The 12,321-nt window shown below is 74.9% G+C and carries 10 protein-coding genes; 2 read left to right on the top strand and 8 right to left on the bottom strand.

Features of this window, described 5'->3' with window-relative positions; all coding sequences use genetic code 11:
• Positions 1 to 89 precede the first annotated feature (89 nt).
• A complete protein-coding gene (locus K2F47_RS06290) occupies positions 90 to 1,913 on the top strand; it encodes a hypothetical protein (RefSeq protein ID WP_242901767.1) in 1,824 nt (607 codons plus the stop codon).
• On the opposite strand, the gene K2F47_RS06285 is transcribed toward K2F47_RS06290, so the two are convergent.
• Together K2F47_RS06285 and K2F47_RS06280 are read right to left on the bottom strand one after the other, a co-directional pair.
• Entirely contained in the window at positions 1,907 to 3,010 is a 1,104-nt protein-coding gene (locus K2F47_RS06285; RefSeq protein WP_242901766.1) for a baeRF3 domain-containing protein, read from the bottom strand. The genes K2F47_RS06290 and K2F47_RS06285 overlap by 7 nt on opposite strands.
• A gap of 122 nt (positions 3,011 to 3,132) precedes the next feature.
• The gene (locus K2F47_RS06280) at positions 3,133 to 3,654 is read right to left on the bottom strand and encodes a TetR/AcrR family transcriptional regulator (RefSeq protein ID WP_242901765.1); all 522 of its coding nucleotides are present in this window, start codon (positions 3,652 to 3,654) and stop codon (positions 3,133 to 3,135) included.
• 101 nt (positions 3,655 to 3,755) lie between these two features.
• On the opposite strand from K2F47_RS06280, the gene K2F47_RS06275 reads away from it, so the two are divergent.
• Positions 3,756 to 4,688 (top strand): TIGR03564 family F420-dependent LLM class oxidoreductase, encoded by a 933-nt coding sequence (locus K2F47_RS06275; protein WP_242901764.1) that lies wholly within the window; start codon positions 3,756 to 3,758, stop codon positions 4,686 to 4,688.
• On the opposite strand, the gene K2F47_RS06270 is transcribed toward K2F47_RS06275, so the two are convergent.
• The 6 genes from K2F47_RS06270 to K2F47_RS06245 all read right to left on the bottom strand — a co-directional run bounded on the left by K2F47_RS06270 (position 4,675) and on the right by K2F47_RS06245 (position 12,314).
• Positions 4,675 to 5,331 (bottom strand): response regulator, encoded by a 657-nt coding sequence (locus K2F47_RS06270; RefSeq protein WP_242901763.1) that lies wholly within the window; start codon positions 5,329 to 5,331, stop codon positions 4,675 to 4,677. The genes K2F47_RS06275 and K2F47_RS06270 overlap by 14 nt on opposite strands.
• Positions 5,328 to 6,557, bottom strand: a complete 1,230-nt coding sequence (locus K2F47_RS06265; RefSeq protein WP_242901762.1) for a sensor histidine kinase — start codon at positions 6,555 to 6,557, stop codon at positions 5,328 to 5,330. The genes K2F47_RS06270 and K2F47_RS06265 overlap by 4 nt, the downstream gene beginning before the upstream one ends.
• Positions 6,558 to 6,620: 63 nt before the next feature.
• The gene (locus tag K2F47_RS06260) at positions 6,621 to 8,813 is read right to left on the bottom strand and encodes a bifunctional copper resistance protein CopD/cytochrome c oxidase assembly protein (protein WP_242901761.1); all 2,193 of its coding nucleotides are present in this window, start codon (positions 8,811 to 8,813) and stop codon (positions 6,621 to 6,623) included.
• 24 nt (positions 8,814 to 8,837) lie between these two features.
• On the bottom strand, positions 8,838 to 9,512 hold the full coding sequence (locus tag K2F47_RS06255) for a copper resistance CopC family protein (protein ID WP_242901760.1): 675 nt from the start codon (positions 9,510 to 9,512) through the stop codon (positions 8,838 to 8,840).
• A gap of 146 nt (positions 9,513 to 9,658) precedes the next feature.
• A complete protein-coding gene (locus K2F47_RS06250) occupies positions 9,659 to 10,915 on the bottom strand; it encodes a DUF5685 family protein (protein WP_242901759.1) in 1,257 nt (418 codons plus the stop codon).
• 100 nt (positions 10,916 to 11,015) lie between these two features.
• Positions 11,016 to 12,314 carry a helix-turn-helix domain-containing protein gene (locus tag K2F47_RS06245; RefSeq protein ID WP_242901758.1) on the bottom strand — a complete coding sequence of 433 codons (1,299 nt, stop codon included), beginning with the start codon at positions 12,312 to 12,314 and terminating at the stop codon, positions 11,016 to 11,018.
• Between the last annotated feature and the right edge of the window lie 7 nt (positions 12,315 to 12,321).

Raw genomic sequence — 12,321 nt, 5'->3', positions numbered from 1 at the left:
TGGACACCTGCCCTCCTCCCCCGGCCATGTCACAAGATCCGGACATTTCCAGGACAAGATCATGACAGCCGGCCGGGACCGTGGTGCACATGACGCTCGCCAAGGTCCCGCCCCGGCGGGTCGTCCCCCACTCGCCCCCGCGGCCGGCGCCGCGCAGGCCGGCTGCCCTACCGTGGCTGCTGGTCGCGGGGGTCTTCGCCCAGGTGTGCGTGCGGCTGTGGTTCGCCCGCGCGCGGACCGGGCCGGTCGCCAACCCCGACGAGACCGGCTACCTCCTCATCGCGCGGTGGCTGGCCGGCGGGCACGGCGCCGACTACTCCGGCCATACCTTCTACCAGGGCGGATACCCGCTGCTGCTCGTCCCGGCGAACTGGCTGAGCAACGACCTGATGACGGTCTACACGCTCGCGATGGCGACGAACGCGCTGGTCGGCGCGGCGCTGTTCCCGCTCGGGTACCTGACGCTGCGGCGGCTCGGGCTGGCGCGCCGCCCGGCGCTGCCGCTGGCGTGGGCGGCGGCGCTGCTCCCCGAGACCACGTTCTTCGGCGCGTTCGCGCTGACCGACGCGATCCTGCCGACGCTGGTCCTCGCGTGGCTGCTGGCGCTCGACCGCTTCGTCCGGGACGGGCGGATCGGCTCGGCCGTCCTCGCGAGCGCCGCCGCGTCCTACCTGGCCTCGGTCCACATGCGCGGGACGATGCTGCTGGCCGTGCACGGCGCGGTGCTGGCCCTGCTCGTCCTCGCGATCGCCCTCGTGCGCCTCCGGCGCGTGGCCGCCGCCGTGGGACGGGAGCGCACGGCGGCGATCACCCGCCGGTGGCGCGGCGCGGCCGCCGGGGTCGCGGTCGCCGCCGCCGGGTACGCGGCGGGAGCGGCGCTGAACGCGCGCGTCAAGGCCGAGATGTATCCGGACGGCTCCAAGGACCACCTGGGGATCATGACGTCCCGGCTCGCGTCGGCGGCCGGGCAGCAATGGGCGCTGTCGGGATCGGCCGGGCAGGTCTGGTACATGATCGTCGCGACCTGGGGGCTCGCGGGGGTCGGGCTCGCCGCCGTCATCGCGACCGCGGCGCGCCGCCGGGTCGCGGCCGCCGACCGGATCATGGCCGTCGTGCTGCTCGTCGCCACCTGCGGGGTCGCCTACTCCTCCTCCGCCGCGCTGCCCGACGAGCACCGCGTCGGCAACTACGCCTACGGGCGCTACCTGTCGTGCATCGTGCTCGTGTACGCGCTGGCCGGGGCGGTGGCGCTGCTGCGGTCCGGGACGCGGCGCGCCGCCCAGCTCACGGCGGCGGGGGCGCTGCTGCTCTCCGGCTCGGCCGCGTGGGTCACCGCCTACGCGGGCGACCGGCTGGAGACCTTCGGCTTCATCGCGTTCGACTTCCCCGAGCCCATGTTCCTGACCGGCGACCGCACCGCGCTCCACCTGCCGGAGGTCACGCTCACGGCGGCGGGGCTGCTGTGCTGCGTGCTGCTGCTGACCCGGCCGCGCGTCCCCCGGATCGCCACGCTCCTGCTGGCGGCCGGCCTGGTCGGGATCAACTTCGCCGCGATGACGTTCGCGATGGGGCCGGGGCAGGAGCGCGCGCGTCCCGCGTCGCTGCTTGCCGGCGTCCCGCAGGCGGGCGGCGTCGTCCTGGACCGGTCGCTCTACTGGGCCCTCACCGACAAGTTCCAGTACCCGGCGACCTGGACGCGCGCCGAACGCCGCTCCGACCAGCGCGACCGGCCGCCCGCGCCCGGCGTGTGCACGGTCGTGCTGGCGCTGCCGAAGGGGACGGCCCCCGAGGCGTCCTGGCCCGCGCACCCGCCGACCTGGCGCGTCCGCGCGGGACGCGCCTGGTCGTACGGGTACGCGCTCTGGTACGACCCGGCGTGCCCGGTCGGCAATGGGCCTCGCGCGGGTCAGTAGCGGGTGACGAGCGCGATGCGGTCGTGGTCGACCAGGAAGCCGTCGGAGACGAACGTCACCTCGCCGCCGTACTCCAGCGCCGTCTCGATGACGTTGTCGACGGCGTCGTCCACCACGTCCGCGCCCCGCAGCACGCCCGGCATGCCCTCGACCGGGACGAGCTGGTCCTCGGTCTGGACGGCGGGCGCGTAGTAGCCGCGCTCCACGACCAGGTGCTCGCCGCGCCCCTCCTCGACCAGCCGCGCGACCTCGCACAGCCCGCCGGCGTAGCGCTGGGCGCTGCGGGCGCCCTCCAGCTCCGTGAGCACGGCGACCTCGCGGCGGTCCTCGTAGGCGGCCAGCGCCGGACGGGCCGCCGCGGCCAGCGCGCTCGGCGAGGCGCCCTCGTGGCTGCCGTCGACGCGTCCGGCCACCCGGACGTGCGGGCCCGCGACCTCGTCGAAGAAGGCCTGGTGCCGGGTGACGCCGGCGACGACCAGCGGACGGCGGTCCCGGGCGAGGACGCGGTCGAGGCCGGCCACGACGTCGCGCATCATCCGGCGGTGGCGCTCGTCACCGTTCTGCGCGCCGCGCGGGGACTGGCGGCCCGAGCCCTCCTCGTCCAGCCGGTCGAGCCCGACGGGGAACCCGTCGCGGGTGTGCTCGGTCAGCTCGCCGCCCTCGCCGCCGTCGCCGTCCCAGAGCCGGGACGCCTGGTCCGACAGCGACAGCAGCCAGTAGCGGAGCGTGCGGGTGTGGTCGGCGACGAGGTCGCGGGTGGCGAAGCCGGAGTCGACGATGACCCGCTCGTCCACCGGTTGGCGGACCGTGAACGCGTGGTGCTCGCCGCCGGGCGCGGCGAACAGCACCAGCCCGTCGGCGGGGTGGCGCGGGTCGAGGTCGTCCGCCGCCCGTTCCAGGCCGCGCAGGACGTGGTCGGCGACGTCGGGCGTGACGCGGACGTCGGCGTCCAGGCGGCGGCGCACCTCGGCGAGGAGGTTGCGGAGCCGGATCGGGTCCTGGCGGTTGTCCGGGGCGGCGCGGTGGGTCGGCATCAGCACCGAGACGGCCGGGTAGGCCCTCGGTTTGCGCAGGTCGGCAAGGGTGGCAGCGTCCATGATCCCCCGATCGATAGCGTGCTCACTGCTGTCTCTTTTCTACCCACACCCTCGTAAACGACGAGTAAGAGTCTCTTGAGGATCGTGCCCTGCCCGGCGCGGCGCGACCCGGCGCAGGACGCTCAGGGGCGCAGGCCGTCCAGCGTCACCCTCGTGAGGGCGTCGTCGGCACGCGCCCCGGGTCGGCAGACCACGATGCTGAGCAGCTCGACGACCTCGCGGGGGGTGATGTCGCGGCGGATCGTCCCCTCGTCCTGCGCCTGGCGGGCGAGCGCTTCGAGGAGGCCGTTGACCTCGTCCTGCAACGCCAGCCTCTCCTCCGGCGCCTCGTTCTCCTCGGCGAGCGCCTTGATGAGCGCGAGCGGCTGGCCCGCGCAGTAGCCGACGTAGCGGGTGATCACTTCGTGACGCGGGACGTCCTGCTCGGACAGGTCCCGCAACCCGGTGCGCAGGCAGTGCAGCGACCGCACGGCGATCTCCTCGACCAGCGCGCGCCGGTCGGGGAAGTGCCGGTAGAGCGTGCCCACGCCGAGGCCGGCGGCCCGCGCGATCTCCTCCATGGACGCGGTGGGCCCGCACCCGGCGAACCGGTCGAGCGCGGCGTCGATGATCAGCTCGCGGTTGCGCCGCGCGTCGGCTCGCACCGTCCCCTCCCCTCGCCCCCTGCCGGGGGCCGCGAACACGGAATCCGGAATTCAGTTTATCCTGGCGGAACCTGAAGCTCCGATTCATGTTGGAGGACGCCATGCGCATCGGACTGTTCGCCCCCTCCGGAGGCGCGCCGCTGGAGACGCTCGTCGGACGGGCGCGCGCCGCCGCCGACGCCGGTCTCGACAGCCTGTTCTACGGCCACGTCAACGGCTGGGACGCGCTGATGACCGCCGCGCTCGCCGGACGCGAGGCGCCCGGGATCGAGGTCGGCACCGCCGTCGTCCCGACCTATCCCCGGCACCCGCTCGCGCTCGCTAGCCAGGCGCTGACCGCGCAGGCGATGAGCGGCGGCCGGTTCACGCTCGGCGTCGGGCCGAGCCACCGGACGGTCATCGAGGACGTGCACGGCCTCCCCTACGGGCGCCCCGCGCGGCACCTCCGCGAGTACCTCACGGTGCTGCGGCCGCTGCTGCGCGGCGAGGACGTCCGCCACGAGGGCGAGTCGCTGAAGGTCGCCGCCCAAGTGGACGCGCCGGGCGCCGAACCCCCACAGGTGATCGTCTCCGCGCTGGGCCCGCTGATGCTGAAGGTCGCCGGGGAGCTGGCCGACGGCGTCACCACCGCCTGGACGGGCGCGGACGCGATCGCCGACCACATCGTCCCGTCGGTCGCGGCGGCGGCCGAGGCGGCGGGACGTCCGGCGCCGCGCGTCCTCGCGGGCGTCGTCGTCGCCCTCACGAGCGACCCGGACGGCGTGCGCGCCGCCATCGCCGACCGGTACGGCTTCGCCTCGGACTTCCCCGGCTACCGCGCCGTCCTCGACCGGCAGGGCCTGTCGGGCGTCCACGAGACGGTCGTCGCGGGCGACGAGCGGGCCGTCGGGCGGGAGCTGCGCCGGTTCGCCGACGCGGGCGCGACCGACCTGCTGATCAGCCCGTTCGGCGACGACGCCGCCTGGGAGCACGTGACCGCCTTCGCCGCGACCCTCCGCCAGGGGTCCCCGGGGGCGACGGTCAGCCGGGGGTGATGAAGCCCGTCTCGTAGGCGAGGATGACGGCCTGCGTGCGGTCGCGGGCTTGGAGCTTGCCGAGGACGTTGCCGACGTGCGTCTTCACCGTCTGCGGGCTGACGAACAGCTCCTGGGCGATCTCGGCGTTGGAGTGGCCCTTGGCCACCAGCCGCAGCACGTCCGCCTCCCGCTCGGTGAGCCGCCCGTGCCAGGGCGCGGCGCCCGCCGCGTCCCCGGCGGGGCCGTGCGAGGCGGCCAGCGCGCGGATCGCGGCCGGGAAGAGCAGGGTGTCGCCGTGCGCGACCATCCGGACGGCCTGGAGGATCTCCTCCGGGCGCGTCCGCTTGAGCAGGAAGCCGTTCGCGCCCGCCTTCAGCGCGTCGTAGACGTACTCGTCGTTCTCGAACGTGGTGACGACGATGATCCGGGGCGGCTCGGGGACGGTGTCGAGGATGCGCCGGGTGGCCTGGATGCCGTCCAGCCGCGGCATCCGCACGTCCATCAGAATGACGTCGGGACGCAGCCGCGACACCGCCCCCGGCACCTCGGCGCCGTCGGCGGCCTCGCCGACCACGGTCAGGTCGTCCTCGGCGTTGATGATCGCCGCGAGGCCCGCCCGGATCAGCCGTTCGTCGTCGACCAGCAGCACCTTGATCGTCATGATCCGGACCTTAGCGGCAGCGACACGTGGATCCGCCACCCGCCCTCGTCCGGGCCGGCGGTCATCTCGCCCCGCAGCACGGTCACGCGCTCGCGGATACCGTTCAGGCCGCGCCCGCCGCCGTGGCGGGAGCCCGCGCCGCCCGGCGCGCCCAGCGGGTTGCTCATCTCCATCTCCAGCCGGTCCCCCGCCACGCCGAGGCGGAGCCGCACCGGGACCTTCCCGGCGTGCCGCAACGCGTTCGTCAACCCCTCCTGGACGATCCGGTACGCTTCCCGGGACACGGCGGCGGGCACCTGCCCGACCTCCGCGCCCACCTCCGAGTCGAGCTTCACCCCGGCGATCCGCGTCTGCTCCAGCAGCCGTCCGAGGTCGGCGAGCGTCGGCTGCGGCGCCGTGCGCGACGCGTCCTCGCGCAGCAGCCCGAGGACGTGGTCGAGGTCCTCCAGCGCGGCCCGCGCCGACTCCTCGATCGCGCCGAGCGCCTCCCGCGCGAACGCCGGATCGCTGTCGAGGACGCGTCCGGCGGCGCCCGCCTGGAGCGTCACGACGCTGAGCGCGTGCCCGACCGAGTCGTGCAGCTCGCGGGCCAGCCGGTTGCGCTCGGCGAGCTTGACCGCCCGCGCCTGCACGGCGGCGAGCTGCTCGGCGGCCGACGGGCCGAGGAAGCGCGGCGCGAGCCGGGACAGCAGCGCGCCCGCCCCCACGATCACCGCGAGCAGCACGGCCAGCGCCGCGAGGCCCGCGAACGGCGTCGGCCACTGGGGCCAGTAGTCCCGCCAGCCCCACGCCTCGATGAACCTCGTGTCCCAGCCGACGGCCGGCGCGAGGAGCAGGATGACCGCGAACGGCGGCACGGCCAGGCTCAGGCCGCTGACCACCACGCCCGCGAACAGGTGCAGCGTGAACCACGCGCCCGCGCGGGCGCGGCTCTCCCACGTCCGCGCCGACCCGGGGACGAGCGACGCGGCGGGCCCGGCGAGCAGCTCCTTGGCCAGCGAGCCCTCCAGCAGCCGCACGGTCGGGACGAGCCCGGTCACGAACGTCGCCGCGCCCGGGAACACCAGCAGCATCAGCACGCTCTTGACGAGGCTGCCCATCGGCAGCGCGGGGATGAGGCTGAGCGCGAGGAACCAGTACGGCATGAGCAGCGCGCCGCCCACGACCAGGTGCGACCACCGCCGCCAGGTCGTCCGGCGGGCGAGCGGGCGGAGTACGAGCGTCACGCCCCCGATTTTCGCAGATCACAGCCCCGCGCCCCTCCCCCGCGAGAGGGAGGGGCGGGACGCTCAGGCGGGGGCCTTGCCGCCGTCCTCGTCCGGGGCGTGCCCCTCCCCCTCGACCGCCTCCGCGAGCTCGGGTTCGGGCGCCGACTCGTCCTCGGAGCCCTTGGCGCGGCGGTCGCGCTCGGCGAGCTTGGCGAGGCGGGCGTTGTAGGCGGCCAGCTCGTCGTCGCGGGGGTCGCCGCCGGCCGCCTCGGCGCGGTCGGCCCTGCGGTCCAGCCGCCGGGCCTGCCGCTGGTCGTCGAAGTACCACTGGAACGCCAGGAAGATCAGGACGATGAACGTCGGGATCTCCCCGAAGCCCCACGCGATCGCGCCGCCGTTGTGCTGGTCGTTCAGAACGGTGCCGCCCCACGGCGGGTCGACGGCCTGGTACCAGCCGCGCGCGAGCGGCTGGCTGAGGTTCATCAGCGCGATACCGAAGAACGCGTGGAACGGCATCGTGACGAACAGCAGCAGCAGCCGTCCCGGGTAGGGCAGCTTCCTCGGCGCCGGGTCGACGCCGAGCAGCACCCAGAAGAACAGCGACCCGGCCAGCAGGAAGTGCAGCGTCATGGCGATGTGCCCGAGATGGTTGCGCATCGCGGACTCGAACAGCGACGTGAAGTACAGGACGAACGTCCCCGCCACGAAGATCACGGTGGCGACCCCCGGGTGCGCGACGATCGCGGTGAACCGGCTGTGCAGCGCCGCCGTCAGCCACTCGCGCGGCCCCCGGTCGCCGCGGATCGCGGCGGGCTTCAGCGCGCGCAGCGCGAGCGTCACCGGGGCGCCGACGACCAGGAAGATCGGCGTCAGCATGTTCAGCACCATGTGCTGCACCATGTGGACGCTGAACAGGATCTGCGAGTACTTCGCGACGCCCGTCTCGGTCACGAGCAGGATCGTGAGCAGCCCGACGAACCAGGAGACGGTGCGTCCCATCGGCCAGGAGTCGCCGCGCCGCCGCAGCCGGACGACACCGGCGAGGTAGACCCCGCCGAGCACGACGACCAGCGCGGCGAAGGTGAAGTCGAACTGGCCGAGTTGCGCGAGCCGTCCGGCGGTGAGCTCGGGCGGCATGTCGAAGCCGACCAGCGCCTTGATCGGCGTCTCCTCGCCGGACGGCGGGGGCGGCGCGGTGCGCGCCAGCGCGACCGCGAGGCCCACGGTCGCGGCCATCACCACGACCTCGGCGCCCGCCAGCCGCGTGAACGCCCACGGCCTGCGCTCGGTGAGGGCGGGCAGCGTCCGGGTCCGGTGCCACCAGCCGACGTAGCCGAGCACGGCGAACGCGACGATCTTGCCGAGCGCGAGCCGTCCGTAGTCGGTGTCGACCAGCTCCGCCGGATCGGGCAGCCGGGAGATCACGTTCACGAAGCCGCTGACGCCGACGGTGACGTAGCACCACAGCGCCATGCGGCTGAACCGCTCGGCCATCACCGGCAACCTGTCGCGGCCGAGCAGCGCGTGCGCGGCGACCACGGCCAGGCCGCCGACCCAGGGCGCGATCGCCGCGACGTGCATCGCGACGCCGGTCACGGCCACCGAGTGGTTCGCGGCGGACGCGGAGTGCCCGGTCAGCGGCGGCGGCAGCAGCGCCACGCCCGCCAGCGCCAGCAGCCCGAACGTCGCGGCCGGGGTGGTGGTCGTGCGGGCCAGCAGCGCCACGACGACCGCGAGCAGCACCACGAGCATCAGGGCGGTGCCCTGCGGCAGCGACCCGACGTAGCTGCTCAGCTCACTGCCGGTCACGACCTCGCCGACCGGCTGGCCGAGCACGTCCGCGACCGTGAACACCAGGTTGGCCGCCGCGGCGGCGGCCCAGGCGGCGGCGGTCCAGGACGCGGCGCGCAGGTAGCCGATCGCGTCCGCCGACAGCGTGCCGGTGCTCTGCCGGGCGCCCGCGTCCTGCCGTCCGCCCCGCGCGGTCTCCAGCGGGAGCAGCACGGCGGCGGCCAGCAGCGTGCCGATCGTCAGCGTGGCCGCGAGGTCCATCACCATCCGGGAGCCGGGCAGCCCCCAGCGGGTGACGACGCCCGCGTCCCCGAGGCCGGGGATGACCTTCTCGGTGACCGAGCCGCCGAGGACGAGCCCCGCGACCAGCACCACGACGGCCGCGACCGACGCGACGGCGGCGGCCCGGGCGACGGCCGGCACACTGCCTCCGCCGCCCGCGGCCTTGCCCGTCGCGTCCCCGCGCACCGCGCCCTTACTCACCGCTGTCCCTGTTCACCACTGCCCCTACTCACCGCTGTCGGCCGCCGGGTGCTTGCGCCTGGCCCGGACGACGATGAACACGCCGATCAGGACGCCGACCAGCACGCCGCCGCCGATCAGCCCCCACATGACCATGCCGTTGCCGTCGTCCTCGTCGGCCTTGGCCTGCTCCAGGTCGATCTTGAGGGGCTGCTCGTTGGTCGTGGCGGCGGGGCCCGTCTGCTCCTGGGCGCCGACCCCTCCCGCGCTCGGGGACGCCTCGGGCTTGTCGCCCGTCGCGCCGCCGTTCTCGGTGCCCGCGCCGCCGCCCGCGCCGTTCGCGGTCGCGGTGAACTTCAGGTCCTCGCCCTCGATCGGGTGGCCGTCCTCGCCGACCACCCGGTAGGCGACCGTGTAGGACCCGGCGGGCAGCGCGCCCGTCAGCTTCTGCGTGACGGTCGTCCCGGACCGCTCGGCCTCGCCCGCCTGGAACGTCTTGTTCGCCTTGTCCCGGACGATCACCTTGGCGAGGCTGATCTTGTCGCTGAACACGAGCTTGACCTCGGTGACCGGGCCCGCCGACGCGCCCTTGCCGGGCGTGCTGCTGACGAGCTTGGTGTGGGCGAGCGCGGGGCTCGCGGTGACGGCCCCGAGGGCGAGGGCGAGGGTGGCGACGAGGCCGAGCCGGCGCAGCGGACGGCGGGGCGTGTGGATCTTCATTGGGGCCGGGTTCTCCAGTGGGGAAAGGGGTGGACCCACAGCCTACTGACGCCCCGGCGTTACCAGACCCTGACCCGGCAGCACATATGAAGCAGATACGCCGCCTGGAACGTCCGCAATTGTGGTACCGGGGGCAACATCCGTGGTCAGCAGTCGCATCCGCAGCAGTCGCAGTCCCCGCAGCAGTCGCAGTCACAGCAGTCACAGCAGTCGCAGTCGCACCCGTCGCAGTGGCGCGTGCACCAGCAGCGGTCGCCGCAGCTCTTCGCGTGGTGCTCGCTCCACTCCGGCTGGAACACCCCGCACGTGATGCAGACGGCCGCGCCGGTGAAGCACGGGACCGGCCAGCCTGGACGCCGGTCCGGGGGCCGGTGGCCGTACCCTCCGCCGCCGCCCCAGCCGCCGCCTCCGCCCCAGCCGTCCCCGCCGCCGCTGCCGTCGCCACGCTGCGGCGGCGGGTACTGGCCGGGCGAGTACCCCGGAGGCGGTGGGTACTGCCCGTGCGGACCGTGCGGCTGCTGCCCGTACGGCGCCTGCCCGGGGCCCGGCGGGTAGGCGGCGAACACCCGGTCGACCGTGCGGCGCACCTCGCGGACCAGCAGCGCGCGGACGAGGCGCGGGTTCTCCATCTCCACCTCGGCCAGCGCGAGCCGCAGCCCGTGCAGCGCGTCCTCGGCGTGCCGGCGGGCCTGCGCGGGGGTGGTGCCGGTGGCCAGGAGCGGGTTGTAGGCGCCGGACGCCCGGTCGGCGGCGACGTCCTCGACCGCGTCGACCAGGTGCGCGACGCGGCCGAAGAACCGGCCCGCCTCGGCGAGCGGCTCGGCGTTGCGCTCCCGTCCGGCGAGGACGGCGGTGTGCGCGAACACGGCCGCGACGGCGGTCTCGGTGGGCTCGGTCAGCTCCAGCAGCCCGAGCCCGGGCGCCGCCTCCAGCAGCGGCTGCCGCGCCACCGCGTCCCGCAGCACGGACGGGTCGAAGCCGACCGCGGCGCCGGTGCGGGCGCCCGCCGCGTCCCAGCGTCCGGCCACCCGGCCCGCGGCGGACGCGACGAGGCGGCGCGCGTAGGGGCCGTCGCCGTCGGCCACGTGGTCGCGCGTCTTGCCCGCCGCGAGCAGCAGGGACGCGGCGGCGGCCAGCTGCGCGCCCTGCGCCTTCGCCGTCACGACCTCGGCCGTCTTCATCCCGCGCAGCGCGCAGGGTCCGGCCTTGCGGCGCGGGGACAGCTCCGGTGCCTGCGCCTCGGCGAGCACCGACACCAGCAGCCCGTCATAGTTGGTGACGAGCCGCGCGGCGTGGCCGTGCTCGGCCCGCAGCGTCAGGCACAGCCCGCACAGGTGGGCCAGCCAGTCCTTGAAGAGCGACCCGCACAGGACGTGCCTGCACGGGCGTACGACACCGAACATTCCCGGAGAACTCCCCACCTGAGGCGACTCGCTGCATTATCGCCTCCGTGATCACGAATGCGATCACAGCCGCGATCACTTCCGGCGGACCGGTCCCGGGCTAGACGCCCACGCAGGTCAGCGCGCGGCGGTAGGCGGCCATCTGCGGCTCGTCCGCCGGGCCCGTCTCCGCCAGCACCTCGGCCAGGTCGAACCACGCCTGCGCGGCCTCCCGGGAGGATTCCATCTCCTCCAGGCAGGTCGCGGCGCGGGTGAGCACCTCGGCGGCGCGCTCGCGGCGGCCGAGCCGCACGCACGCCTCGCCGAGCACGGTCAGCGCCCCGGCGGTCGCGCGGCGCGGCGCGTCCCCGAGCAGGTCGATGGCCTCCTCGGCGAGCCGCACCGACTCGGCGGGACGGCCGAGCACGATCTCGGCGCGGGCCAGCTCGGTCAGGCACCAGGCGACGTCGATCTCCCCGGCCGAGCTCGCGGTGATCTCGCCGCGCACCCGGCTCAGCATCTCGCGGGCGCGGGCGGCCTGGTCGGGCCGGGCGCGCAGCAGCAGCCCGGCGTGGATGACGCGGAGCCGGTTGAGGTTGCGCGGGTCCTCGCCCTCCCCGGCGAGCATCAGCGCCCGCTCGGCGAGCGCGACGCCGTCCTCGTACTCGCCGCGGATCTCCGCGACGTAGGCGGCCTCCCAGTAGGCGACCATGCGGGCGCGGGGCGTGCCGATCCGCTCGGCGCGCTCGACGAGCTGCGCGGCCAGGTGCCGGGCGCGGACGAGGTCGCCGCGCTCGATGAACGCCGACAGCAGCGCCGCGCCGAGGTGGACGGCGGCGTCGGTGGAGTCGGCGCCGGTGGAGATCAGGTGCCGCAACGCGCCCTCGGCGGCCTGCACGCCCGCGCTGATGTCGCCGCGCTCGCGCAGGCAGCGGCTGAGCGCGACATGGACCTTCGCCCAGTGGTCGAGGTCGGCCTCGGCGGAGGCCTCCTCGGTCAGCTCCAGCAGTCCGGTGATCGCCTCCTCAAGATCGCCGGACGCCTCCAGCGCCAGCGCGTAGCCCCACCGCGCCTGGTGCAGCATCTCCGGCAGCGCGACCGCGTCCGAGTTGGCGAGCACCTCGGCGAACCGGGCCCGCGCCTCGGCGGCGGCGCCGTTCTGCAACGCGATCTCGGCGTAGTCGAGCGTGACGCGCAGCTCGTCCACCACGTCCTCGCTGACGCCGGAGACCAGGTAGGTCGCCGAGCAGTTCAGCTTCGCGGCGAGCAGCTCGACCACGCTCGGGGCGGGCACCCGCTTGTCGCTCTCGATCAGCGAGATGTAGCTGTCGGACAGCTCGGGGAAGGCGAGCTGCGCCTGGCTCACGCCCTGCCGGATCCGCAGGGCGCGGATGCGCTGCCCCAGTGTCTCCCGGTCCATCGTTTGA

Source organism: Actinomadura terrae, assembly GCF_022751215.1.
GTDB classification, from domain to species: Bacteria; Actinomycetota; Actinomycetes; order Streptosporangiales; family Streptosporangiaceae; genus Spirillospora; species Spirillospora terrae.
This window is presented reverse-complemented; position numbering and strand designations above follow the sequence as displayed.